The sequence below is a fragment of the Promicromonospora sp. NPDC052451 genome, assembly GCF_044547525.1.
Classification (GTDB): domain Bacteria; phylum Actinomycetota; class Actinomycetes; order Actinomycetales; family Cellulomonadaceae; genus Promicromonospora.
Window position 1 is genome coordinate 93367 of sequence record NZ_JBIUAP010000013.1, and the last position, 23789, is coordinate 117155.

At 71.7% G+C, this 23789-nt stretch carries 21 protein-coding genes; 18 read left to right on the forward strand and 3 right to left on the reverse strand.

Features of this window, described 5'->3' with window-relative positions; translation table 11 throughout:
- The first annotated feature begins 9 nt into the window (after window positions 1-9).
- The 10 genes from ACIG47_RS20880 (at window position 10) to ACIG47_RS20925 (ending at window position 13733) form a co-directional block, all read left to right on the forward strand.
- Window positions 10-1737: an FHA domain-containing protein gene (locus tag ACIG47_RS20880; protein WP_397433016.1), complete on the forward strand. Its 1728-nt coding sequence runs from the start codon at window positions 10-12 to the stop codon at window positions 1735-1737.
- 37 nt (window positions 1738-1774) lie between these two features.
- A complete protein-coding gene (locus ACIG47_RS20885; RefSeq protein WP_397433017.1) occupies window positions 1775-3403 on the forward strand; it encodes a serine/threonine-protein kinase in 1629 nt (542 codons plus the stop codon).
- Between the two features lie 68 nt (window positions 3404-3471).
- Window positions 3472-4188 (forward strand): hypothetical protein, encoded by a 717-nt coding sequence (locus ACIG47_RS20890; RefSeq protein ID WP_397418874.1) that lies wholly within the window; start codon window positions 3472-3474, stop codon window positions 4186-4188.
- On the forward strand, window positions 4185-4439 hold the full coding sequence (locus tag ACIG47_RS20895; protein ID WP_397418876.1) for a hypothetical protein: 255 nt from the start codon (window positions 4185-4187) through the stop codon (window positions 4437-4439). The genes ACIG47_RS20890 and ACIG47_RS20895 overlap by 4 nt, the downstream gene beginning before the upstream one ends.
- A 12-nt stretch (window positions 4440-4451) precedes the next feature.
- Window positions 4452-8930 carry an FtsK/SpoIIIE domain-containing protein gene (locus tag ACIG47_RS20900; protein ID WP_397433018.1) on the forward strand — a complete coding sequence of 1493 codons (4479 nt, stop codon included), beginning with the start codon at window positions 4452-4454 and terminating at the stop codon, window positions 8928-8930.
- A 111-nt stretch (window positions 8931-9041) separates the two neighbouring features.
- Window positions 9042-9344 carry a hypothetical protein gene (locus tag ACIG47_RS20905; RefSeq protein WP_119140008.1) on the forward strand — a complete coding sequence of 101 codons (303 nt, stop codon included), beginning with the start codon at window positions 9042-9044 and terminating at the stop codon, window positions 9342-9344.
- Between the two features lie 11 nt (window positions 9345-9355).
- Complete coding sequence (locus tag ACIG47_RS20910) at window positions 9356-10762, forward strand: hypothetical protein (protein ID WP_397418880.1); 1407 nt, start codon at window positions 9356-9358, stop codon at window positions 10760-10762.
- Window positions 10756-11394 carry a hypothetical protein gene (locus ACIG47_RS20915; RefSeq protein ID WP_397418882.1) on the forward strand — a complete coding sequence of 213 codons (639 nt, stop codon included), beginning with the start codon at window positions 10756-10758 and terminating at the stop codon, window positions 11392-11394. Before ACIG47_RS20910 ends, ACIG47_RS20915 begins: the two co-directional genes overlap by 7 nt.
- A complete protein-coding gene (locus ACIG47_RS20920; protein ID WP_397433019.1) occupies window positions 11391-12077 on the forward strand; it encodes a hypothetical protein in 687 nt (228 codons plus the stop codon). Before ACIG47_RS20915 ends, ACIG47_RS20920 begins: the two co-directional genes overlap by 4 nt.
- Window positions 12078-12269: 192 nt before the next feature.
- Window positions 12270-13733, forward strand: coding sequence for a hypothetical protein (locus tag ACIG47_RS20925; RefSeq protein WP_397433020.1), 1464 nt, complete (start codon window positions 12270-12272; stop codon window positions 13731-13733).
- Between the two features lie 78 nt (window positions 13734-13811).
- Here the strand turns inward: ACIG47_RS20925 and ACIG47_RS20930 are convergent, their stop codons facing one another.
- On the reverse strand, window positions 13812-14075 hold the full coding sequence (locus ACIG47_RS20930; RefSeq protein ID WP_397418888.1) for a hypothetical protein: 264 nt from the start codon (window positions 14073-14075) through the stop codon (window positions 13812-13814).
- Window positions 14076-14246: 171 nt separating this feature from the next.
- Here ACIG47_RS20930 and ACIG47_RS20935 point away from each other — a divergent pair, with 171 nt between their 5' ends.
- The 6 genes from ACIG47_RS20935 (at window position 14247) to ACIG47_RS20960 (ending at window position 19351) form a co-directional block, all read left to right on the forward strand.
- Window positions 14247-15041, forward strand: a complete 795-nt coding sequence (locus ACIG47_RS20935; RefSeq protein WP_397433021.1) for a hypothetical protein — start codon at window positions 14247-14249, stop codon at window positions 15039-15041.
- 121 nt (window positions 15042-15162) lie between these two features.
- On the forward strand, window positions 15163-15453 hold the full coding sequence (locus ACIG47_RS20940) for a WXG100 family type VII secretion target (RefSeq protein WP_397418892.1): 291 nt from the start codon (window positions 15163-15165) through the stop codon (window positions 15451-15453).
- Window positions 15454-15765: 312 nt separating this feature from the next.
- Window positions 15766-16056 carry a WXG100 family type VII secretion target gene (locus ACIG47_RS20945; protein WP_397418892.1) on the forward strand — a complete coding sequence of 97 codons (291 nt, stop codon included), beginning with the start codon at window positions 15766-15768 and terminating at the stop codon, window positions 16054-16056.
- Window positions 16057-16254: 198 nt separating this feature from the next.
- The gene (locus ACIG47_RS20950) at window positions 16255-17652 is read left to right on the forward strand and encodes an FAD-dependent oxidoreductase (protein ID WP_397433022.1); all 1398 of its coding nucleotides are present in this window, start codon (window positions 16255-16257) and stop codon (window positions 17650-17652) included.
- Window positions 17653-17789: 137 nt separating this feature from the next.
- Window positions 17790-18713 carry a zinc metalloprotease HtpX gene (htpX, locus tag ACIG47_RS20955; protein WP_397418896.1) on the forward strand — a complete coding sequence of 308 codons (924 nt, stop codon included), beginning with the start codon at window positions 17790-17792 and terminating at the stop codon, window positions 18711-18713.
- A 143-nt stretch (window positions 18714-18856) separates the two neighbouring features.
- The gene (locus tag ACIG47_RS20960) at window positions 18857-19351 is read left to right on the forward strand and encodes a YajQ family cyclic di-GMP-binding protein (RefSeq protein WP_397433055.1); all 495 of its coding nucleotides are present in this window, start codon (window positions 18857-18859) and stop codon (window positions 19349-19351) included.
- A gap of 170 nt (window positions 19352-19521) precedes the next feature.
- Here ACIG47_RS20960 and ACIG47_RS20965 read toward each other — a convergent pair whose 3' ends face one another.
- Window positions 19522-21021, reverse strand: coding sequence for an MFS transporter (locus tag ACIG47_RS20965; protein ID WP_397418898.1), 1500 nt, complete (start codon window positions 21019-21021; stop codon window positions 19522-19524).
- Between the two features lie 98 nt (window positions 21022-21119).
- Here ACIG47_RS20965 and ACIG47_RS20970 point away from each other — a divergent pair, with 98 nt between their 5' ends.
- Both ACIG47_RS20970 and ACIG47_RS20975 read left to right on the forward strand, forming a co-directional pair.
- The gene (locus ACIG47_RS20970; RefSeq protein ID WP_397418900.1) at window positions 21120-21743 is read left to right on the forward strand and encodes a TetR/AcrR family transcriptional regulator; all 624 of its coding nucleotides are present in this window, start codon (window positions 21120-21122) and stop codon (window positions 21741-21743) included.
- A gap of 109 nt (window positions 21744-21852) precedes the next feature.
- A complete protein-coding gene (locus ACIG47_RS20975; RefSeq protein ID WP_397433023.1) occupies window positions 21853-22788 on the forward strand; it encodes an HAD family hydrolase in 936 nt (311 codons plus the stop codon).
- A gap of 34 nt (window positions 22789-22822) precedes the next feature.
- Here the strand turns inward: ACIG47_RS20975 and ACIG47_RS20980 are convergent, their stop codons facing one another.
- On the reverse strand, window positions 22823-23701 hold the full coding sequence (locus ACIG47_RS20980) for a carbohydrate kinase family protein (protein ID WP_397433024.1): 879 nt from the start codon (window positions 23699-23701) through the stop codon (window positions 22823-22825).
- Window positions 23702-23789: the final 88 nt, after the last annotated feature.

Here is a 23789-nt window from a genome sequence, read left to right on the forward strand (position 1 = left end):
GAGGCGACCATGAGCACCTCGGACGCTGGACAGCGCACCGGGATCCGGTACACGACGGGGAAGGCGCGCGTCATCGTGCGCGGCGACGCCGTCGTCGTGCTGCCCGGTGAGGGGGCCGGGGCGGAGGCGCTCGAGCCGGTCCGGCGCCTGTGGGCGGACCTCGCCACGCCCGGTTCCGGTGTCGCGGAGGTGCTGGGTGCCCTGACGACGTCGGCGGTGGGTGGCCTCAAGGGTGTCCCGCCGTTCGCCGTGGTCGTGCTCACGCGCGCGGGGGCGGGCGAGCCGGCGAGCGCGCACGTCGTGGCGCGCGGCGACGGGCTGACCGTGACCATCGAGACGGACGCCGGGTCCCAGACCGTGTCGGGGGCGGGCGTGATCTCCTGGACCGAGCGGGTGGTCGAGGGCGTCACGGCCGTCGAGGTGGCGACGGGCGTCTCGGGCTTCGGCAGCTTCGCGGACGGCCTGCCGGTCGAGTCGGGTGTCGTGCTCGCCGGGGTGGTGCGTCACCAGGTGGTGGAGCCCTCGGCGGTGGACGAGTCGACGTCCCTGGCGGAGTCCCTGTCTGGCTCTCAGGCCGGGTCCGGACCCGTCGTGTCGTCCGGGCCCGTGGTCTCGCCGCCCGAGCCCGCGGTGCCGCCCGCACCCGTGACCTCGGCGCCCGCGCCGGTCGTGGAGCCCGACCCGGTCCCGGCGCCGTCCGCGGACACGTCGGCCCCGCTGGGCACGGTGACGATGGTGCCGGCGTCCGAGGAGACGATCACGCCCGCCGAGGAGAGCGCCGGCGAACCGGCCGCCCCGGAGCCCGAGGCCACCCCCGCCGGGGACGAGGGCCCGGATGATGACGACGACTACCTGCACCTGTGGGGTGCCACGGTGGCGCACGGTGTCGAGGCGGCCGCCGTGCGGCCCGAGAGCTCCGAGGAGCACGAGGAGGAGGCGCCCGCCCCGGCCTCGGGCGCCACGCCCGCGGTCCCGCCGCCCCCGCCTGCCCCGGCGCCCGCGCCCGCGGCGCCCGTCGCGTCCGAGGCGGACGGCATGATCTCCGGCGTCCCGATCGCCGGGGTGCCGGGCTGGTCCGGAGCCACGCCCGCCGCCGCGCACCGTGCGGCCGCCGTCGGCGCGGGGGCCGAGGAGGACGACGACCACGACGGCCACACGGTGATGTCGTCGGCGATCGCCGACCTGAAGGCTGCGGCCTCCTTGCCGTCGGCGCCGAAGTTCTCGGCGCCCGCCAACCCGAACGCCCCCAAGATCCTGGCTGTGACGTGCGAGAACGGCCACGCCAACCCGACCGCCCGCGAGAACTGCCGGGAGTGCGGCAGCCCGCTGTCGGCCGAGGCCGCGCTCGCGCCGCGCCCGTCGCTGGGCCGCATGGTCGTGACGTCCGGTGCGGCGACGGGCGGCGCGTCCGGGATCCGCGGCGGCCAGGTGGTCGAGCTCGACCGCCCGGTGATCGTCGGCCGGCGCCCCCGGACCAACAACACCTCGGCCGACCAGATGCCGCGCCTCGTGACGGTCTCCAGCCCGCAGCAGGACATCTCGCGATCGCACACCGAGGTCTCGCTCGAGGACTGGCACGTGCTGGTGACGGACCTCGCCACCACCAACGGCACCACCCTGCTGCGCCCGGGCCAGCCCCCGCGCCGCCTGCACCCGAACGAGAAGGAGCTCGTGTCCGACGGCGACGTCGTGGACCTGGGCGACGGCGTGACCCTCACGTTCGAGGGCATCTGGTGACGGCCCCGACCAGCCCGACCACCCACGAAGGAGAAGCGTGAGCAGCAAGAGGAAGCCGTCCCCGCCACCGGAGATCGAGGGCTTCGAGTACCGCAAGCTCATCGGCTCGGGTGGTTTCTCGGACGTGTTCCTGTACGAGCAGCAGCGGCCGCGCCGGCAGGTCGCGGTCAAGGTGCTGCTCAAGGAGTGGTCCAGCGCCACGCAGCGGGCGGCGTTCGACGCCGAGGCCGACCTCATGGCGACCCTCGGCAACCACCCCTCCATCGTCACGATGTACGAGGCGGGCGTCGCCAACGACGGCCGCCCGTTCCTGGCCATGGAGTACTGCTCGCGCCCGAACCTCGGCGCGCGCTACCGGTCCGAGCGGTTCTCGGTGGCGGAGGCGCTGCGCATCACCATCCAGATCGCGGGCGCGGTCGAGACCGCCCACCGGCTCGGCATCCTGCACCGCGACCTGAAGCCGTCGAACATCCTGGTCACGCAGTTCGGGCACCCGGCCCTGACGGACTTCGGCATCTCGTCCACGGTGGACGAGGCGTCGGCGGCCGAGGGCATGTCGATCCCGTGGTCGCCGCCCGAGTCGTTCGGCGACCCGCCGATGTCGGGTATCGCGACCGACGTGTGGGCCCTGGCCGCCACCTGCTACACGCTGCTGGCCGGGCGCACACCGTTCGAGACGCCCGGCGGGTCCAACACGTCGGCGGACCTGGTGCGCCGCATCTCGCAGGACGAGCTGCCGCCGGTGAGCCGCAGCGACGTGCCGCCGTCGCTGGAGCGCGTGCTGCGCATTGCGATGTCGAAGCAGATCGCCTCGCGGTACCCGACCGTGCTGGCCTTCGCGCGCGAGCTGCAGAAGGTCCAGGTCGAGCTGTCGCGTGACGTGACCCCCATCGACCTGCTGGACGAGTCCGGCGCGATGCAGGAGGACGAGGCCGAGGCGGACGGCACCCGGCTGCGCCAGGTCGTCACGATCGACCCGGCCGGTGCCGCGGCCCAGGGTCCGAGCGCGTTCGGCCCCGGTGGCGGCTTCGGCCCGGGCGGGGCCGGGGGCGCGCTGAGCGCGGCGGCGGGTACCGCGTACGCGCCGGCTCCCGCACGTCCGGCCCCGGCGCCGGCGCCCAGCGAGTCGGAGGACACCGTCTACCGCGGCGCGGCGGACCCGGCGACGCAGGGTACGCAGGCGATGGCGGGCGCCGTCGGGCAGCAGCCCGTGGAGGCGCCCGCCCAGGCGCCCGAGGAGGAGGGGCCGCGCCGCGGCGTGTGGGCGCTCGTCGCCGGCGTGGTCGTGGTCGCCGTGGTCGGGCTCTCGGCCTGGGCCCTGACCCGGGACACCGGTGAGCCCACCGCCGAGGAGACCGGTACGACCTCGACGTTCGTGCCGCCTGCTCCGGCCGGCGGGTACGTCCCGCCGGTCGCCGAGCTCACGGGCACGGTGCAGGGCAAGCAGGCGGTGTTTTCGTGGACGGCGCCCCGGTCGCTGGAGGAGGGTGACACGTACGCGTACCGCGTGCTGGAGCTGACGGGCGATCCCGTCCCCCAGCCGGTGCCGGGCAACGGCACATCGGTCACGGTGCCGCTCAAGGGCGAGCAGCAGCTGTGCGTCGAGGTCATGGTGGTGCGGTCCAGCAAGGCGTCGAGCGGTCAGGACGCCTGCGTGACGCCGTAGGCGCGCGCACCGGCATTTCAGGCTCCGGGCGGGATCCCGCCCGGAGGAGGACACAGGGAGGTGAGTGGATGAACGGCCTTGCGATCGAGTTCGCCGGCGAGTGGTTTCGACCGTCCGAGGAGGGCGCGCCCTTCGACATCGGGCGCGAGGGTGACCTCGCGATCGACGACAACCCGTACCTGCACCGCCGCTTCCTGCGCATCACGTACGAGGACGGCATCTGGTGGCTGTCCAACGTCGGTTCCCTCATCTCGGCGACCGTGTGCGACGCGGGGGGAGGCGTGCAGTCCTGGCTCCCGCCGGGCAACCGGCTGCCCATGGTCTTCCCGACGACGTCGATCGTGTTCACGGCCGGACCCACGACGTACGAGATCACCGCGCAGCTCGACAACGCGCCGTACCACGAGATCCGCTCGGAGGACGACGACGACTCCGGGGCCACGACGATCGGCGCGATCAGCTTCACGAAGAGCCAGAAGCAGCTCATCGTGTCCCTGGCGGAGCCCATGCTGCGCCGGGAGGGCACGGGGCTGAGCGAGATCCCGTCGTCCGCGTCCGCCGCGCGCCGGCTCGGCTGGGCGAGCACGCGGTTCAACCGCAAGCTCGACAACGTGTGCGAGAAGCTCGACCGGATCGGCGTGAAGGGCCTGCGCGGCGGTCCCGGTGCGCTCGCGACCAACCGCCGTGCACGGCTCGTGGAGTACGCGGTGGCCTCGCGGCTGGTGACGCCGGCCGACCTGCCGCTCCTGGACGAGCCGGACGACGAGAAGGGGGCCACGGCATGACCGCACCCGAACGGACCACCGCTCAGGTCGTGGTGGCCTGGGTCATCGGTGGCGCCGCGATCACGTTCGTCGTCGTGGTCTTCGGCACGGTCCTGCTCACCGGCGCGGGGACCGGCAATTTCTTCGACCCCTACAGGGCGCTGGGTCGCGTCCTGACCACGGGGTCCACATGGCTCGCCACGCTCGGTGGCGGCGTGGTCGGCGGGGTGGTGGCCGCGATCGTGGTCGCCGTCCAGGACAAGCGGAAGTGACGGGGAGGATTCATGCGCGTCAAGGTGACGCTCGTACGTTCGGACGGTAGCCACGACGACGTCGTGGTGACCGCGGACGCCGGTGCTCGGATCGGTGAGATCGCCGACACGATCGCCCGGGTGGACCCGTCGGCGCCCGGCGCCGCGGGCCGGCCCCGCACGCTGGAGGCCCAGCTCCCGGGTCAGGACCGGCCCGTCCGGCTGCCGGCGGACGCCGCGCTCGGTGAGGCGTGGATCGGCTCGGGCGCGTTCGTCGCGTCCGTGGAGCAGGCGATGCCCGGCTTCGACTACCCGGGCTCGGACGCCGTCCGCGCGGCCGTCCGCATCGAGGGCGGCGGCACCGTCGAGCTCACGGAGGGCTCGTGGGTGCTCGGCCGTTCGCAGGAGTGCGACGTCGTCGTCGACGACCCGATGGTGTCGAAGCAGCACCTGCGCCTCGACGTGTCCGACGGCATCGAGGTCGTGGACCTCGGCTCGGCCAACGGCATCCTGGTCGACGGCGTGCACGTGCAGCGCCTGAAGATCGAGGGCTCGCAGCGGGTGGTCCTGGGTGACACGGCGGTGACCATCGAGAGCCGCCGCCCGGCCACGATCACGGGCGTGACGCCCAAGGCCGGACCGGTCTCGTTCACCCGGTCGCCGCGCGTCGAGGCGCGGTACCAGGGCGAGGAGTTCGAGTCGCCGGAGGCGCCCAAGGAGACGGATCCCACCGAGTTCCCGTTCCTCGCGCTGCTCGCACCCGTCCTCATGGGTGGTGCCATGTTCGTCGCCACCCAGCGGCCCATGTCCCTCCTGTTCGTGCTCATGGCGCCGCTGATGATGATCGGCAACCACGTCACGCAGAAGCGGCAGAAGCGCAAGCGCCTGGAGCGCGACGTCGAGCGGTTCGACGAGAAGCTCGACTCGCTGCGCACGGTCCTCAAGGAGGAGAAGGAGACCGAGCGCAGCGTCCGCCTCCGCGAGGCTCCCGCGACGCAGCACGTGTACGTCGAGGCCATGCGGCACGGCCCGCTGCTGTGGACGCGCCGCCCCGAGCACTGGAGCTTCCTCAACGTCCGGTTCGGTCTGGGCACCATGCCGTCGCGCAACACCGTGAAGACGGGCGGCAAGGGCCAGCTCATGAAGGAGTACCAGGAGGTGCTCGACAACCTCGTCGAGCAGTACGAGGACGTCGACGGCGTGCCCGTCGTCGAGAACCTCTACGACGCCGGTGCGCTCGGCTTCGCGGGACCGCCCGCGCGCGTGGTCGGCTCGCTCAACGCCGTGCTGCTGCAGCTCACCGGTCTGCACTCGCCCTCCGAGCTCGTCGTGACCAGCATCGTCAGCCCGGTGTGGACGCAGCACCTGCAGTGGCTCACCTGGATCCCGCACACGTCGTCGGCGCACAGCCCCATCGAGGGCCACCACCTCGCCGACTCCGCCTCCGGTGCACAGCGCCTGCTCGCGCAGCTCGAGGAGCTCATCTCCACCCGGCTGAAGGCGGCGCGCGGCGGCGGCCGCCGCGGTGCCATCGCCGAGGACAACGCGGCGCTCGAGCGCGGCGGCGACGTGGGCAGCAAGAACAAGACCGACACCGGTACGAAGTCCCCGGTCCCCGCGGTGGTCGTGGTCATCTCGGACGACATCGACGTGGACCGCGCCCGGCTCATCCAGCTCGCCGAGATGGGGGCCGACGCCGGCGTCTACCCGCTGTGGATCTCCGCCGAGGCAGCCGCACTGCCCGCGGCCTGCCGCACGTTCGTCGAGGTGACCCAGGAGGGCCCGCGCGTCGGCATGGTGCGGCTGGGCCGGTGGGTCGACGACATCGTGCTGGAGGAGGTGGACGGCAAGACGGCGCTGGAGTACGGCCGCCGCCTGGCCCCGGTGTTCGACGCCGGAGCCATCGTCGAGGACGCCTCCGACCTGCCGCGCTCGATCACGATGCCCGCCCTGCTGGGCCACGACCTGTTCGAGAGCGCCGACGCCGTCATGGAGCGCTGGCGCCAGAACCTGTCCGTCTACGACCGCACCGGGCACGGGGCCAAGCGCAAGCGACCCGGCTCGCTGCGCGCCATCGTCGGGTCGGCCGGTGTGGACGCGCAGCACCTCGACCTGCGTACGCAGGGTCCGCACGCCCTGGTCGGTGGCACCACGGGTGCCGGTAAGTCGGAGTTCCTCCAGGCCTGGGTGCTCGCCATGGCCGCCGAGTACAGCCCGGACCGCGTGACGTTCCTGTTCGTGGACTACAAGGGTGGTTCGGCGTTCGCGGACTGCGTCAACCTGCCGCACTGCGTGGGCCTCGTGACCGACCTGTCGCCGCACCTGGTGCTCCGCGCCATCACGAGCCTCCGGGCCGAGCTGCACTACCGCGAGCACCTGTTCAACCGCAAGAAGGCCAAGGACCTGCTGGAGCTGGAGAAGCGGGGCGACCCGGAGACCCCGCCGGCCCTCGTCATCGTGATCGACGAGTTCGCCGCCCTGGTGGGTGACGTGCCCGAGTTCGTGGACGGCGTGGTCGACGTCGCCCAGCGTGGCCGCTCGCTCGGTATCCACCTGATCATGGCCACGCAGCGCCCGGCAGGTGTCATCAAGGACAACCTGCGTGCCAACACCAACATGCGCGTGGCCCTGCGCATGGCCGACGAGTCGGACTCCTCCGACGTCGTCGACGTGAAGGACGCCGCCTTCGTGGACCCCTCGATCCCCGGCCGTGGTCTCGTCAAGACCGGTCCCGGCCGCGTGCAGGCGTTCCAGTCCGGCTACGCCGGTGCCTGGAGCACCCGCGCCCCCGAGCGCGCCAAGGTGGAGGTCGCGCGCCTGCACTTCGGCCGCGAGGAGAAGTGGGAGGAGCCGGTCGTCGAGTCGGACGGTGCCGTGGAGGAGAAGGACCTCGGCCCCAACGACCAGCAGCGCCTGGTCGCCCGGGTGCAGGAGGCCTTCGAGCGGGGACGCCTGCCGATCCCGCGCCGCCCGTGGCTGGACTCGCTCGCCGACGTCTACGACCTCACGCGGCTCTACCAGCGCACCGACACCGAGCTGCTCATCGGCGTGGCCGACATGCCGGAGCAGCAGGCCCAGGCGCCGATGTACTTCAACCCCGACCAGGACGGCCACCTCGGCGTCTACGGCACCGGTGGTTCCGGCAAGTCGACCACGCTGCGCACGCTCGCCGCGGTCGCGGGCATCACGCCCCGCGGCGGCCCCGTGCACGTCTACGGCCTCGACTTCGCGGCCGGCGCGCTGCGGATGCTGGAGTCGCTGCCGCACGTGGGCACCATCGCGAAGGGCGACGACACCGAGCGCGTGGTCGGCCTGATGCGCATGCTGCGTGACGAGCTGCTGCGCCGTGGCGAGGCGTTCGCGGCGGTGAACGCCGCGAGCGTCACCGAGTACCGGCACGTCACCGGCCGCCAGGACGTGCCGCGCATCCTGCTGCTCGTGGACGGGTTCTCGAACTTCCGCGACGAGTACGAGGTGGGCGCCGGCCGCGCCGAGTGGTTCGAGGCGTTCCGCGACATCCTCAACGACGGCCGCGGTCTGGGCATCCACGTGGTGTTCACCGCGGACCGGTCCGGCGCCGTGCCCACGTACGTGCGGTCGCTGGTGCAGCGCAACATCCTGCTGCGCATGACCGACGACGGGTACCTCGCGTTCAACGCGCCGCGCGACATCGTGACGCCGACGTCGCCGAGCGGCCGCGCCGTCGTCGACTCGCTCGAGGTGCAGGTCGCCGTGGTGGGCGGCACCAAGTCGGTGCAGGAGCAGGCGCTCGCCACCGACCGGCTCGCCGAGTCGATGCGGCGCGCCGGCGTGCGGCCCGCACCCGCGGTCAAGGTGCTCCCCACGGAGTACTCCGCGGCGGTCCTGCCGCCCGCGATCGACGGGCAGCCGGTGCTCGGCCTGGACAACATCGCCCTGGAGCCGCTGGGCTTCGAGCCGACGGGCACCCTCGTCGTGGCCGGCCCTCCGGGGTCGGGGCGCTCGAACGCCCTGGTGCACATCGCGCGGTCGGTCCAGCGGGCCAACCCCGGGGCGCGGCTGTACCTGTTCGCGCAGCAGCGGTCGCCGATCGCGGGCGAGGTCGCCTGGGCCGACGTCGCGATGGGCGTGGACAAGGTGGCCGAGATGGCCAAGGAGCTCCTGGCGGCGGTCCAGGACGAGGACACCACGCCGGGCATCGTCGTCGTCATCGAGGGGCTCAACGACTACCTCCAGACGCCGGCGGACAAGGCGATCCAGGACCTCACCAAGGCCATGAAGAAGTCGGACCACCTGCTCGTGGCCGAGGCCGAGACGGGCTCGTGGGGTGCCACGTGGCCGCTGCTGTCGGAGGTCAAGAGCGGCCGCCGGGGTCTGCTGCTGCAGCCGGAGAACCTGGACGGCGACACGATCCTCAAGACGTCGCTGCCCCGCGCCGCCAAGGGCGAGTTCCCCGTGGGGCGCGGCGCCTGGGTGGCACGGGGCAAGAGCGTGCGCGTGCAGGTGCCGCTGGTGCTCGGGTCGGACGGCTGACCTGCGCTCGCGGGGCGGTCATGGGGAGTGCTCCCCATGGCCGCCCCGCGAGCGTGGCCGATACGGTTCTGCCCAGATACGAGACCCGACCGAGGAAGCAGGGGGTGAACGATGGCTGGCTACGATCTGTCGATCGACATGGAGCAGCTGACGGCGCTCAAGGATGACCTGAAGGCCATCACGAGCGAGCTGGAGAACGCCGACGGCAACGCCCAGGCGGCGGCCGACGCCACCGGCCACGACGAGCTGCGTGACCGTGTGAACGACTTCGCCGACAAGTGGGAGATCAAGCGCGGCGAGATGCTCGAGAACGTCAAGAAGCTGTCCGACATCATCACGCAGATCGTGGACACCTTCAAGGAGATCGACGCCGGGCTCGGCAAGGCGCTCGAAGACGCCGCGTCGAAGAAGTAGGGGGAGCGGCGATGAGCGACAGGCAGTGGGAGGAGCTCGACGGTGAACCCGGCACCGTCGAGGCCAAGGGCCGTAAGTACACGGAGCTGGCGGAGGCGATCGCGCGGTCGGTGACGACCCTGCAGCAGATCGTCGACGACACGAACACGACGGCCAAGTCGATGGACAAGACGCGCAAGCTCGCGGGCGACGTGCGCGAGGACATCGAGAAGGCGCGTCAGCGGTACTCGTACACCGGTGAGGCGCTGAGCGCCTACGGGGCGTCGCTGCGCGCGGCGAAGAACGAGGCCGACCCGGCCGCGGCCCGGCTGCGGACGCTGCGCGCCGACCTCGAGACCGCGCAGGCCACCGCGCGGAACGCCGAGAGCGGCGTGGACGACCTGCCGGACGACGCGAGCGACGCGGACAAGGCCGACGCGCAGCGGGCGCAGACGAACGCGAACACCGCGGTGGCCGACCTGCAGCGCGAGATCACGAACGCCGAGGCCGAGTGGAACAGCGGGCACGGCGACAAGGACACGGCGGCGCGTTCCGCGATCTCGAAGATCGAGGAGGTCGTCAGCGGCGACAAGGTCAACGGGCTCGAGGACAGTCGCTGGGACAAGTTCAAGGACTGGGCCGCGGGTGCGCTCAAGGTCATCAAGATCATCTGCGACGTCGCCGGCATCCTGGCGATCTTCCTGTCCTGGGTGCCGATCCTCGGCCAGGTGCTCCTGGTGCTCGCCGCGATCGGGTCGATCATCGCGATCGTCGAGAACATCGTGAAGATCGCCCGCGAGGGCTTCAGCTGGGGTGCGGTCCTCGGGATCGGCCTGGGCGTGATGGGCCTCTTCGGCGGCAAGGCGATCGGCTCGCTGGCGAAGTACGCGAAGGCGCGCTCGGTGGTCCAGACCGCGGGCCGCATGAGCAACTCCGCCGCCAAGGCGAAGTTCGGCACGGCGCTGCTGAAGTCCTCGCGCAAGACGCTCGCCATGACCAAGGGGCAGCGCGTCGGCGAGGTGCTCAAGTCCCCGTTCGTGCGGTCCGCCGGCGACAAGGCCGTGGCGGGCATGTTCAAGAACGGTCTCTACAAGAACGCCTTCACGTCCTGGCGGGGCTCGCACTTCCCGCTCCCGTTCAAGGACGGCGGCGCGCGGTTCGCGGTCGGCAACGACGACGTCGTGGACATGATGAGCCACTTCGCACAGTCCGGTCTGCGGATCGACAACGTGACGAGCACGGCGCAGTCCATCGCGACCGTCGGCGCGGTCTTCCACCAGACCACCAGCCTGGCGGTCGGGGCCGGCAAGCTCGGCACCGCCATCAGCGGCGGCGACGGGTGGGGCACCTTCGGCGAGGGCAACTCCCTGGCCACCGGCGCGGCCGGCGGCGACTGGGGGAAGATCACGGGCCTGCCGGGTACGGTGGCGGGATGGTGAGCAACCGCATCGCAGGCTTCGAGCTGCGCCTCCCGGAGTCGTGGCACGTCGTCCCGACAGAGATACCGGACCAGATCGAGGACTGGGCACGGTCCACCGCCGCGGCCCTGGTCAGCGGGGCCCCGGTGCCGGAGCGCCCCGACGCGATGGTCGAGGACGTCACGGACATCCTCGCCGAGCAGCTCGCCGACGTGGCGAAGGCCGTCGTGGACACCCGGATCGGCGGCCTGCAGACCGCGGTGCTCGTGCGGCACCCCGAGATCGGTGCCGTCGACGCGATGGTGACCGTGGGGGCCACGGAGGACCTCGCGCTCGACGCCTTCGCCGCGCAGCTCCAGGCCATCGTCGAGAACTCCGAGGAGCACGACTTCGCGTTCGCGGGCCGCATCGACGGCACGTCCGACGCCGGACAGGTCACGGGTCTGCACTCGATGATCAGCCACTTCGGCGACCTCGGGATGGAGGGCACCGCGGTCCTGGAGGAACGCGTGATCCTCGGCGTCTTCCCCGCCGGGTGCGCGGACATGGTCGAGGTGACCGCGATCGCCCGCAGCGTCGGGACGTTCGACGACATGCCGCAGGAGATGATCGACCTGCTCGCGGGACTCGCCGTGGAACTGGAGGCAGCATGACGCAGGACGCGAACCACGACGTGAAGGTCCTCGGCCGCGAGGTCCGGGTCATCGTGCCCGGTACCTGGGTCAACATCCCGCTCGACAGCCCCGAGAAGGCCGGCGCCTTCATCAAGCGCCTGGTCCGTGAGCAGGTCGGGCCGGCCGACCGGCTCGCGCGCATGCGGCGTCAGGCGGTGGAGGAGATGTTCGGCACCGCGCGGGACGCGGCGTCGATCGGCGTGCACACCTACCTGATGTCGCTCGAGCTCGCGCCCGGCGTGCCGTTCCCCGCGGCCCTGCTGATGGCCGACGACGAGTGGCCTCCGGCCACCCGCCAGCTGGTGGCCGACGGCGACTTCGCGGGGGCGCTGAAGCTGGCCTACCCCGAGGGCGAGGTCGCGGTGCAGAGCAACGGCCTGCCGGCCGCTCGTATCTCCGAGATGACGCAGGGCCAGGCCGGCGAGGGGGAGGAGGCGGTGGAGGTGCTCACGATGCGCCTCGAGTACCACATGCCCCACCCGGCCGACTCGTCGAAGATGCTCTTCGTCCGGGTCAACGTTCCCGACATCCCGTCGGCCGAGCCGTTCGCCATGCTCTTCGACGAGATCGTCGACTCGATCATGTTCCTGGACGACCGCGACGCCCCGGCGGACGCGGCAGACGCGGTGGCCCCGGTGGTGACCGCGCCAGCGACGGCCTGACGCCGCCGGCGGGCCGCGCGGGCCTTGTCGGTGGCACCGCCCGGCGGATGGGGAGCGGTACCCATCGACGGGGTGCGGGCGTGGCTCTACCGTCGTGGTGGACGGATCGGCCGTGGACGGTCGTGCACTGAGATCGACATCCGAGCTGGGCAAGGGGCGCCGAGGGCGCGGTAACGATGTAGGAGAGCAGCGATGAGCGACAGGCAGTGGGAGGAGCTCGACGGTGAACCCGGCACCGTCGAGGCGAAGGGCCGCAGGTACACCGAGCTCGCCGAGGCGATCGCGCGGTCGGTGACGACGCTGCAGCAGATCGTGGACGACACGAACACCACGGCGAAGTCGATGGACAAGACGCGTACGCTCGCCGGCCAGGTCCGTGAGGACATCGAGAAGGCGCGTCAGCGCTACTCCCAGACCGGTGAGGCGCTCACCAGCTACGGCGCCTCGCTGCGAGCCGCGAAGAACGAGGCCGACCCGGCCGCCCAGCGGTTGCGGACCCTCCGGGCGGACCTCGAGACCGCCCAGGCCACCGCGCAGAGCGCCGAGAGCGGCGTCGACGACCTGCCCAAGGACGCGAGCGACGCGGACAAGGCCGACGCCCAGCGCGCGCAGACGAACGCGAACAACGCCGTGAGTGATCTCCAGGGGCAGATCACCCAGGCGGAGTCGGAGTGGAACAGCGGGCACGGCGACAAGGACACGGCGGCGCGCACGGCCATCTCGAAGATCGAGGAGGTCGTCAGCGGCGACAAGGTCAACGGGCTCGAGGACAGCGGCTGGGACAAGTTCAAGAACGTCGTCAAGGGCGTCTACAAGGTCTTCAAGATCATCTGCGACATCGCGGGCATCCTGGCGATCTTCCTGTCCTGGGTGCCGATCCTCGGCCAGGTCCTGATGGTGCTCGCGGCGATCGGCTCGATCATCTCCATCATCGAGAACATCGTGAAGTTCGCCCGCGGCGAGATCGGGTTCGGCGCCATGCTGCTCGGCGTCGGCCTGGGCGTGATGGGTCTCTTCGGCGGCAAGGCGATCGGTTCGGTCGCCAAGTACGCGAAGGCGCGCTCGGTGGTCCAGACGGCGGGCCGGATGAGCAACTCGGCCGCCAAGGCGAAGTTCGGTGCCGCGCTGCTGAAGTCGTCGCGCAAGACGTTCGCGATGACGAAGGGTCAGCGCGTCGGCGAGGTGCTCAAGTCCCCGTTCGTGCGGTCGGCCGGTGACAAGGCGGTGGCGGGCATGTTCAAGAACGGCCTGTACAAGAACGCCTTCAAGTCGTGGCAGGGCTCCAAGTTCCCGCTGCCGTACAAGGACGGCGGGGCGCGGTTCGCGCTGGGCAACGACGACGTCGTGGACATGATGAAGCACATGAGCCAGTCCGGGCTGCGGATCGACGGCGTGACCAGCGCCGCCCAGTCCATCGCGTCCGTCGGCGCCGTCTTCAACCAGGCCGCGACCCTCGGCAACAACGCCGCGAAGCTCGGCACGAGCATCGGCGGCGGCGACGGGTGGGGCGGTTTCAGCAGCGGCAACTCGCTGGCGACCAGCGGCGCCGGCGGGTCCTGGGGCAAGATCACCGGGCTGCCCGGCAACATCAACACCGCGGTGACCGGCCTGACCGACACGTTCGGCCACGACGGCTACGTGGCGGGCAAGTGGTGACCCGTCCGGCATGACGGCTACGGACGACGGGGCCGCCCCACCCTCGGTGGTGGGGCGGCCCCGTCGTCCGTCGTCGGCTCAGTCGTCGGAGCTCTGGTCGCCCGTCCGGCCGGCGGCCTTGTTCGTGCGCCGCACCATGGACAGCCCGGCCCAGACGGAGATGACCAGGATCAGCCCGATGACGGTCACCCAGCCGCCGAGCGAGACGAAGAGATCGGTCGCCGCGACGTTCAGGACCACGCCGAGCACGCAGATCACGGCGGCAGCGCCCAACGCGTACATCGACGGCCGCGCGGCCCTGTTCAGCTCGGCGTCCTGCTCGGCCTTCCGCTTGTCACTCATCGCTTGCGCTCCTGTCGGTTGGTGGCGTGCCGTGCGTGTGTCGTGCGTACCTGGTGGACCCTAGTCTGCCGGGCCGAGCGGGTGAACTTCAGAAACGCCGGACCGGTGGTCCGGCACAAGGTCCGGACGCTAGCGTGGGCGGCCGGACGACGCGATCAAGGGGGAGAAGCGATGACGGTGGCCGGAGACCGCACGAGGTCGACGAACGACGGGCGGCGGCCCGGGTCTGCGAGCCTGGCCCTGCGGCCGCTGGGCTACCTGCTGATCGGTCTGGTCTGGTCCGCGATCTGGCTGCTCGCGGTCACGCTCCTGGTGGGTTCGGTCCCGTACCTGGCGTTCGTCGACTCCGACGGTCTGGTCGAGGGCGTGGGGGACAGGCTCTCGAACCCGGTCGAGGCCGTCGTGTTCGTCGGGATCCTGCTGCCGATCCTGGTGGCCGCTGTCGGGGCCGGCGGCTGGTACGTGCTGACCGCCTCCTGGCCGCTGGCCGTGCTCTCGTTCACCTACGTGCTGCGGGCGCTCACCCCGTCCTACGCGGGCGAGAAGCTGTCGTACACCGCCCGGGCGGCGTGGGGCAGCACGATCGGACCGCCCACGGTGAGCGGTGTGGCGCTGTCGCTCCAGCCCGTGCGGCCCACGCCGTTCACGGACCGCGTCATGCGCTTCTACGTCGCGGGATGGAGCCTGAACGGGCGGATGATCCTCGCGATGCTGCCGGCCGGCGCAGCCTGGGTGACCGCCGTCGGTGCGCTCGCCCCGAGCGTTCCCGAGGTGCTGCACGTCGTGTTCGGTGCGCTGACGGTGCTGCTCCTCGGTGCGTCGTGGACCCTGGGCGTCCGCGCGTTCCGCGCGCGCGTGCCCGCGGCCGGTGCCGGTGCCGGCATCTCGGCGATGTCCGCGGGCCGGCGCGCAGAGCGCCTGGAAGAGCTGAAGAAGCAGCGCGAACGCCGGCTCCGCAACGGCTGAACGGCTCTGGCGTGGGCTGATGGGTAGGGGTCCCCATCGACCGGTGTGTGGGGTGCCGTTACTGTCGGGGTAGTCGGATCGGCCGTGGGGGCCGGCCGGGATCTGAAGAAGGGGTAATTTCATGGCGAACATGAACGTGACCTACGAGGAGCTTCGGGGCACCGCTGGTCAGCTGCGTAACGGGCAGACCGCGATCATGGACCAGCTGACGAACCTGTCGTCGCAGGTGAACAACCTGGTGGCCTCTGGTTTCCAGACGGACCAGGCCTCGGGCAAGTTCCAGCAGTCGTACGAGGAGTTCACGACGGGCGCGAAGCAGGCCATCGAGGGTATCGAGGGCATGGCGTCGTTCCTGGAGCAGGCTGCCACGACGCTGCAGGACGCGGACTCGCAGCTGGCCTCGGGCATCTGAGACCCGCGCCGCGCACGGCGCGTGCGGGGGCGGTTCCGGACCAGGTCCGGAACCGCCCCCGCCGCTGTTTCGCCGCCGTGTCCGCAGCAATATTCGTGGCGGTCGTGCCGGGCGTGGGGTAATTTCGCCCGGGGCCGGCGATCCGGCCCGCGGTACGGGCCGGCACGGTGTTCCACCGGCCTCGTCCCCGCTCCGGGCTGATGGGTGCTGATGGGTAGGGGTCCCCATCGACCGGTGTGTGGGGTGCCGTTACTGTCGGGGTAGTCGGATCGGCCGTGGGGGCCGGCCGGGATCTGAAGAAGGGGTAATTTCATGGCGAACATGAACGTGACCTACGAGGAGCTTCGGGGCACCGCTGGTCAGCTGCGTAACGGGCAGACCGCGATCATGGACCAGCTGACGAACCTGTCGTCGCAGGTGAACAACCTGGTGGCCTCTGGTTTCCAGACGGACCAGGCCTCGGGCAAGTTCCAGCAGTCGTACGAGGAGTTCACGACGGGCGCGAAGCAGGCCATCGAGGGTATCGAGGGCATGGCGTCGTTCCTGGAGCAGGCTGCCACGACGCTGCAGGACGCGGACTCGCAGCTGGCCTCGGGCATCTGAGACCCGCGCCGCGCACCGCGGCGTGCGAATGCCCTCTCCCGACGACGGGGGAGGGCATTCCTGCGTCTCCGCCGGTTGTTCTCCACAACCCCCGCACGTCCAGCCCGCGAGAGCCCGTGAGGTGCGCCTAACCCGGTCGGTAGAATCGTGGACGGCCTTCGCTTCCCTCCTGACCTCTCGACCGGAAGGCGCCCCTTCGTGAGCACCACCCGACCCCTGCGCGTCGCCGTCGTCGGCGCCGGCCCTGCCGGCATCTACGCGAGCGACATCCTGTCCAAGACCGACCTCGACGTGAGCATCGACCTGTTCGAGCGGCTCCCCGCGCCGTTCGGTCTGGTGCGGTACGGCGTGGCCCCGGACCACCCGCGCATCAAGCAGATCATCGTCGCGCTCCACAAGGTGCTGAGCCGCGGAGACATCCGCCTGCTGGCCAACGTGGACTACGGCGTGGACGTGAAGCTCGAGGACCTGCGGCAGTTCTACGACGCCGTGATCTTCTCCACCGGTTCCATCAAGGACGCCGAGCTGGACATCCCCGGCATCGACCTCGACGGCTCCTACGGTGCCGCGGACTTCGTGTCCTGGTACGACGGTCACCCCGACGTGCCGCGCACCTGGCCCCTGGAGGCCGAGCAGGTGGCCGTGATCGGCGCCGGCAACGTCGCCCTCGACGTCGCCCGCATCCTCGCCAAGCACGCGGACGACCTGCTGCCCACCGAGATCCCGGCCAACGTGCACGAGATCCTGAAGGCCTCCCCGGTCACGGACGTGCACGTGTTCGCGCGCCGCGGCCCGGCGCAGGTCAAGTTCTCGCCGCTGGAGCTGCGCGAGCTGGGCCACGTGCCGGACGTCGACATCGTCGTGTACCCGGAGGACTTCGACTTCGACGAGGGCTCCGAGGCGGCGATCAACTCGTCCAACCAGACCAAGCAGGTCGTCAAGACCCTGGTGGACTGGACGCTCAAGGACCCGGCGCAGAACACGGCGTCGCGTCGCCTGCACCTGCACTTCCTGCACGCTCCCGCCGAGGTGCTCGGCGAGAACGGCAAGGTGGTCGGGTTCCGCACCGAGCGCACCGCGCTGCAGGGCGACGGCACCGTCAAGGGCACCGGCGAGTTCACCGACTGGCCGGTCCAGGCCGTCTACCGGGCCGTGGGCTACTTCGGCTCGTCCCTGCCGGAGATCCCGTACGACGACGTCAAGGGCGTCATCACCAACCGCGAGGGCCGCGTCGTCGACATCGACGGCAACCAGGTCCCGGGCGTCTACGCGACCGGCTGGATCAAGCGCGGCCCGGTGGGCCTCATCGGCCACACCAAGTCGGACGCGTCGGAGACCATCCGGCACCTCGTCGAGGACGTCACGGGCGTGGCCGACGGCGAGGCGCCCGGCGACCTCGACGGCGGCCGCACCGCGCCGCAGGGCTCGCCGGACGCCGTCACCGAGTTCCTCGCCGCCAAGGGCGTGGAATACATCGAGTGGTCCGGCTGGGAGCTGCTGGACGCGCACGAGCGGGCGCTCGGCGAGGCCGAGGGCCGCGAGCGGATCAAGGTCGTCCCGCGCGACGAGATGGTGACGATCAGCCGCACCCGCTGACGGCTGCCGCCCAGCCATCACCCAGGGAAAGTGCCCGGAGGACCCAGGTCCTCCGGGCACTATCGTCTGTCAGGGGTGGTGCACCCGGCGGGAACCCACCGGGCGGGCCGCGCGTTCTGGGGGTGGAAAGGAGTGCGATGCACAAGCACTACAACGGGCTGAAGACCGCCGCGCTGTTCGGTGGGATGTGGGCCGTGATCCTCGGGCTCTGGGCCCTCTTCGGGCGGACGTCCGGCACCCTGTGGATCTTTGTGCTCGTCGGGCTGGTGACCACCGCCTACGGCTACTGGAACTCCGACAAGCTGGCGATCCGGGCGATGCACGCCTACCCGGTCACCGAGCTGCAGGCTCCGGAGATGCACCGGATCGTGCGCGAGCTGTCGACGGCGGCGCGCCAGCCGATGCCCCGGCTGTACATCTCGCCCACGAAGGCGCCCAACGCGTTCGCCACGGGGCGCAACCCGCAGAACGCCGCCGTCTGCTGCACGGAGGGCATCCTGCAGCTCCTGGACGAGCGGGAGCTGCGTGGCGTGCTGGGCCACGAGCTGATGCACGTCTACAACCGCGACATCCTCACGTCGTCGGTCGCCTCCGCGCTGGCCGGCGTGATCACGGCGCTGGCACAGTTCCTGCTGTTCTTCGGCGGCGGCGACCGCCGCGAGGGCGGCAACCCGCTCGCCGCCATCGCGATGGCGGTCCTCGCCCCGATCGCGGCGATGCTCATCCAGATGGCCATCTCCCGGACCCGGGAGTACGACGCCGACGAGGACGGCGCGCGGCTCACCGGCGACCCCCTCGCCCTGGCCTCGGCGCTGCGCAAGCTGGAGTCCGGCACGCAGCGTGCGCCGCTGCCCCAGGACCGCGACCTGACCAACGTGTCGCACCTGATGATCGCCAACCCGTTCCGGGGTGCCGGCATCGGCCGCCTGTTCGCGACCCACCCGCCGATGCCGGACCGCATCCGCCGGCTGGAGGCCATGGCGGGCGGTCCCTCGGGCGGCTACGGCATCGGCGGCCCGACGTCGGGCCCGGACTGGGGTACGCCGCCCGGCATGCTCTGACGCCGCCCCCGCACCGGCCGCCCGGACGCCCCGACGTCACCCGCGCAAAGCGTTCGTCGCGGTCCGTGGGGGCGGCTACGGTGAGCAGATCCCGACCGGACGTGCAGGGGCGTCCGGGTGTCACGCAGAAGGAGCACCACACCATGGCCGACTCGTCGTTCGACATCGTCAGCAAGGTCGACCGCCAGGAGGTCGACAACGCGCTGAACCAGGCGGCGAAGGAGATCTCGCAGCGGTACGACTTCAAGAACGTCGGAGCCTCGATCGCCTGGAGCGGCGAGAGCATCGTGCTCGTCGCCAACTCCTCTGAGCGCGTGCTCGCGGCCCTCGACGTCTTCGAGACCAAGCTGGTCAAGCGTGGCATCTCGCTCAAGGCCCTCGAGGTCGGCGACCGCGAGCCGAAGGCCTCGGGCAAGGAGTACCGCCTCGCGGCGACCCTCAAGGAGGGCCTGGCGGGCGAGTCCGCGAAGAAGGTCACCAAGATCATCCGCGAGGAGGGTCCGAAGGGCGTCAAGACCCAGATCACGGGGGACGAGGTCCGGGTGACCAGCAAGTCGCGCGATCAGCTCCAGGAGGTGCAGGCCCTGCTCAAGGGCTCGGACCTGGACTTCGCGCTCCAGTTCGTCAACTACCGGTAGGACCGCACCAGAGCGCGACCCCGCCTGGTCGGCGTCGACGGCACACGAGGCTCCCGCACGGATCGGACGGATCCGCACGGGAGCCTCGCTCGTCCGGCCAGAGGAGTGCTCCCCGTGCTCTGGGGTCGCCGGGTGCCCCCGCTCCTTGCCGTTCCGGTGTCTACGGCTGTTCAGGCGACGGGGACGGGCTCTGCCGCCCGCTCCGGCTCCACCGGTGCCGCGTGGGCCAGGGAGAGCCCCTCGCCGCGGCGGCGGAACAGCAGCGCCGAGAGCACCGCGCCCAGGGCGAAGAACCCGGCGCCCCACCAGTACGCGGTGGAGTAGCTGGTGATCGCTGCCTGGACGCCGACGGCCTCGGTCACGGGTGCGTGGGCCGCCAGGTAGTCGGCCGCGGCGGTGGCGGCGAGGGTGTTCAGCAGCGCCGTCCCGATCGAGCCGCCGACCTGCTGGCTCGTGTTCACCATGGCCGACGCGACGCCGGCGAACTGCCGGTCCACGCCGAGCGTGGCGGTCTGCATCGAGGCGGGCATGATCGTGCCCATCGCGAAGCCGATGATCATCAGGGCCGGCAGCACGTGCGTGGCGTAGGTGCTCGACGCGTCCAGGAAGGTGAGGTCGACCATCCCGGCCGCACCGAGGGTCATGCCGATCGGCACCAGGAGCTTGGGGCCGAACCGGGGTACGAGCAGGTTGGTGCCGAGCTGCGCCGCGACCACGAGCATCCCGATCATCGGCAGGAAGGCCAGGCCGGTCTGGATGGGTGAGTACCCGAGCGTGAGCTGCAGGTAGTAGGTCACGAAGAGGAAGATGCCGAACATCCCGGCCCCCGCGATGAGCACCGAGAGGTAGGCGGCGCCCCGGTTGCGGTCGAGCACGATCGACAGCGGCAGGAGGGGGTGCGTCGCTCGCGTCTGCCAGGCGACGAACGCGGCCAGGAGCACGGCGGACGCCGCCAGCATGCCCCAGGTCAGGGGTGCGTCCCAGCCGCCGGTCTCGGCGTTGGAGAAGCCGTACACGAGGCCGAAGAGGGCACCGGACACGAGCACGGTGCCGGGCACGTCCAGCTGGGGTCGCGGGCCCGTGCGCTCGATGCGCGGGATGAACGTGAGCGCCCCGAACAGGGCGACCGCCGCGATGGGCACGTTGACGTAGAGGTTCCAGCGCCAGTCGAGCGACTCGGTGAGCACGCCACCGAGGAGCAGGCCGACGGCGCCGCCCGCCCCGGCGATGGCGCCGAACACCCCGAAGGCCCGCGCGCGCTCCCGCGGCACGGTGAACGTGGTGGTCAGGACGGCGAGGGCGGTGGGCGCCAGGAGGGCGCCGAACACGCCCTGGAGCGCGCGGGCGGCGACGAGCAGCTCGAACGAGGCGGCGGCACCGCCCAGGGCGGAGGCACCTGCGAAGCCGACGAGGCCGACGACGAAGGTGCGCTTGCGGCCGATGAGGTCGGAGAGCCGGCCACCCAGCAGCAGGAGGCTCGCGAAGGCGAGCGAGTACGCGGTGATGACCCACTGCCGCTGGCCGTCCGAGAAGTCGAGGTCGGCCTGGGCGGAGGGGAGTGCGATGTTCACGACCGTCGCGTCGAGCACGACCATGAGCTGGGCGAGCCCGACCACGACGAGCGTGATCCAGCGACGGCTGTCCGTCGCGGGTGCTGAAGTCTGGGACATGCGTGACAGCATATACGGAACTGAGGAGTTCCGGATACAGTTGGTTCAGTATTAACCCGCGGGTAAGGTCTGAGGGAGCAGAGAGGAGGACGACGGCGATGACGCATGTCGACGAGGCCGAGGCGAAGCCGCGGCTCGGACGCAAGAGGGACCACACCCGCGATCCCGAGATCCTGGAGGCCGCGCTCGACGTCCTGGCGGAGACGGGCTACGACGGCATGACCATCGACATGGTCGCGACGCGGGCCAAGGCCGGGAAGGCGACCCTCTACCGCCGGTGGTCCTCCAAGTCCGAGCTGGTCCTCGACGCCGTCGCGTGCATGAAGGGCCGCGACCTCGACCACGCGTCGCTGCCGGACACCGGCACGCTGCGCGGGGACCTCGTCGCCATGATCAAGCCGCCGACCATCCGGGACAGCGAGCGCAAGCTCAAGGTGATGGCGGGCATCGCCTCGATGATCGCCCGCAGCCCCGACCTCGCCGACGCCGCGCAGCAGGCACTCGTCGAGCCCCGCGCGTCCATCAACCGGACCTTCTTCCGGCGAGCCATCGACCGCGGCGAGATCCCCGCGGACGCCGACGTCGAGCGGCTCTGCACGATCGGCCCGGCCCTGGTCGCCTACCGCGTGCTCATGCTGGGCAGGCCCGTCGACCGGGAGTTCCTGCTCTGGACCATCGACGGGGTCGTGCTGCCGGCCGCGGGCGCGCGCCCCGCCGCCTGACCCGGCGAACCGGCCGGGTACCCGGCCGGCGAGGACCCGCGCGCCGCGCCGGATAGGGTGTGGTGTGCATCGCCAGGAAGCAGGTCGGGGAGCAGCTCAGGGAGTCAGCATGGACGTCAGCCCGGCCCGGCTGCCCCGGGTGGTCGCCACCGACCTGGACGGCACGCTCCTGCGCAGCGACGGCAAGGTCTCCGACCGTACCCGGCAGGTGCTCGCCGACCTCGACGCGGCCGGCGTCGAGGTCGTCTTCGTGACCGCCCGCCCGCCCCGCTGGCTGAACCACCTCGCCGACGCCGTCGGCGGCCACGGCCGCGTCATCTGCATCGGCGGCGCGTGCGTCCTCGACCTCGCCTCGGGCGAGACCCTCGACACCTGCGGTTTCGACGACGACGCCGTGCGCGCCGTCGTCGGCGGCATCCGGACCGCGCTGCCGCACGCCGCGCTTGCGGTCGAACGCCCCGACGGCGTCGCGTTCGACCCGCACTACCCGAAGCGCGAGCCCGCGCTGGACCCTGAGCTCTGGGCGGTCCCGGTCGAGGAGACGCTCGGGGCGACGGGCGCTCGCGGCCCGGTGGCCAAGATCCTGGCGCTCGACCCCGCCTACGTCCCGCCGCCCGGCGTCTTCGCGGACCCGCCGGAGGAGATCCGCCTGGCGCAGGAGTCGTTCTTCACGGCGGTGCGGGCAGCGGTGGGGGAGTACGCCCACCTGGCGTACTCCGGCGCCGTCGGACTGGCCGAGCTCATGCCGCCCGGCGTCGACAAGGCCGCCGCGCTGGCGCGCTGGTGCGCGCGGCTCGGCGTCGACGCCGCGGACGTGTGGGCCTTCGGCGACATGCCCAACGACCTGCCGATGCTCACCTGGGCGGGCCGTGGCATCGCCGTCGCCAACGCCCACGCGGAGGTGCTCGCGCGCGCGGACGTCGTCGTCGGCCACCACGACGACGACGGCGTGGCCGAGCACCTGGCCGGCCTGCTGCAGGTCTCGCCGGCCCGGCGCGGTCCGGCCCGTGCTGACGTTCGTTCAGCAGGCCCTGCAACGCCGTAACCCAGCGAGTTACGGCCCCACGGCCTGCTGAACGTTACTCAGCCGGTGCCTGGTGTGCGGCGCCGTCCTGCAGGAGCGGGCTCAGGTGGGGGGTGGCCAGGGCGCGGGTCGCCTGGCGGGCACCGGCGCGCAGGCACTCGGCGGTGCCCGCGCCCGTCAGGTGCGCCGCGAAGAACCCGGCGAAGAACGCGTCGCCCGCACCGTTGGTGTCCACCACCTCCGTGGGCTCGGCCGCGCACTCGAACCAGCCCTCGGCGGTCAGCGCCACGGCCCCGCGTGCGCCGAGCGTGCACACCACGGTGCGCGCACCGCGGTCCAGCAGCGACGTCATGAGCGCGCGGTGGTCGTCGGTGCCGTCGTCGTTGAGGAAGATCTGCGCGCAGGCGTCGGCGAACGGGCGGTGGAACGCGGACGTGCCGTCGTAGTCGTGCAGGTCCGTCCAGAGCGTCGCACCGCTCGCGGCCGCGGCGGGCAGCAGGCTCTGCCCCACGGCACTCAGGTCCAGCACCACGTGCTCGGCCCCGGCCACGCGCTCGACGGCCACCGGGTCGGGCGCGGGTGACGCACCCGGCACGGCGAGGTAGATCGACAGGCGCTCACCGGCGTCGGTCATGAGGTTGAGGTGCTGCTCCGACGGTCCGTCGACCCGGCGGGCCAGCACCTCGGCGCCCGGGGCACGCTCCAGCGCCTCCAGGACCAGGTCGGTCTCCGGGTCGGTACCCACGTCGGTCACGAGGCTGACGGGTACCCCCAGGTCGGCGAGGTGCAGGGTCTTGCCGGCACTGGTGCCGCCGAGCGTGCGCACGGACCCGCGGGCGAACACGGTGTGCGGCCGTGGGTCGGGGAGCCGGTCGAGCCGGACCATCGTGTTCCACGTCGCGGGGCCGGCCACCACGGTGCGAGGGCTGTTCATGCGCTCACTCTGCCACCGACCGGGAACCCGCCCGCGACGTTGCCGGGTGTATGCCCGGAGCCCGCGCGGGCCATCGCGCACCACGCGC

Bases quoted from the DNA above. Each gene is read 5' to 3' on its own strand.
- ACIG47_RS20880 (WP_397433016.1), top strand. From the start codon at position 10: ATGAGCACCTCGGACGCTGGACAGCGCACCGGGATCCGGTACACGACG.
- ACIG47_RS20890 (WP_397418874.1), top strand. From the start codon at position 3,472: ATGAACGGCCTTGCGATCGAGTTCGCCGGCGAGTGGTTTCGACCGTCC.
- ACIG47_RS20895 (WP_397418876.1), top strand. From the start codon at position 4,185: ATGACCGCACCCGAACGGACCACCGCTCAGGTCGTGGTGGCCTGGGTC.
- ACIG47_RS20900 (WP_397433018.1), top strand. From the start codon at position 4,452: ATGCGCGTCAAGGTGACGCTCGTACGTTCGGACGGTAGCCACGACGAC.
- ACIG47_RS20905 (WP_119140008.1), top strand. From the start codon at position 9,042: ATGGCTGGCTACGATCTGTCGATCGACATGGAGCAGCTGACGGCGCTC.
- ACIG47_RS20910 (WP_397418880.1), top strand. From the start codon at position 9,356: ATGAGCGACAGGCAGTGGGAGGAGCTCGACGGTGAACCCGGCACCGTC.
- ACIG47_RS20915 (WP_397418882.1), top strand. From the start codon at position 10,756: ATGGTGAGCAACCGCATCGCAGGCTTCGAGCTGCGCCTCCCGGAGTCG.
- ACIG47_RS20920 (WP_397433019.1), top strand. From the start codon at position 11,391: ATGACGCAGGACGCGAACCACGACGTGAAGGTCCTCGGCCGCGAGGTC.
- ACIG47_RS20925 (WP_397433020.1), top strand. From the start codon at position 12,270: ATGAGCGACAGGCAGTGGGAGGAGCTCGACGGTGAACCCGGCACCGTC.
- ACIG47_RS20930 (WP_397418888.1), bottom strand. From the start codon at position 14,075: ATGAGTGACAAGCGGAAGGCCGAGCAGGACGCCGAGCTGAACAGGGCC.
- ACIG47_RS20935 (WP_397433021.1), top strand. From the start codon at position 14,247: ATGACGGTGGCCGGAGACCGCACGAGGTCGACGAACGACGGGCGGCGG.
- ACIG47_RS20940 (WP_397418892.1), top strand. From the start codon at position 15,163: ATGGCGAACATGAACGTGACCTACGAGGAGCTTCGGGGCACCGCTGGT.
- ACIG47_RS20945 (WP_397418892.1), top strand. From the start codon at position 15,766: ATGGCGAACATGAACGTGACCTACGAGGAGCTTCGGGGCACCGCTGGT.
- htpX (WP_397418896.1), top strand. From the start codon at position 17,790: ATGCACAAGCACTACAACGGGCTGAAGACCGCCGCGCTGTTCGGTGGG.
- ACIG47_RS20960 (WP_397433055.1), top strand. From the start codon at position 18,857: ATGGCCGACTCGTCGTTCGACATCGTCAGCAAGGTCGACCGCCAGGAG.
- ACIG47_RS20965 (WP_397418898.1), bottom strand. From the start codon at position 21,021: ATGTCCCAGACTTCAGCACCCGCGACGGACAGCCGTCGCTGGATCACG.
- ACIG47_RS20970 (WP_397418900.1), top strand. From the start codon at position 21,120: ATGACGCATGTCGACGAGGCCGAGGCGAAGCCGCGGCTCGGACGCAAG.
- ACIG47_RS20975 (WP_397433023.1), top strand. From the start codon at position 21,853: ATGGACGTCAGCCCGGCCCGGCTGCCCCGGGTGGTCGCCACCGACCTG.
- ACIG47_RS20980 (WP_397433024.1), bottom strand. From the start codon at position 23,701: ATGAACAGCCCTCGCACCGTGGTGGCCGGCCCCGCGACGTGGAACACG.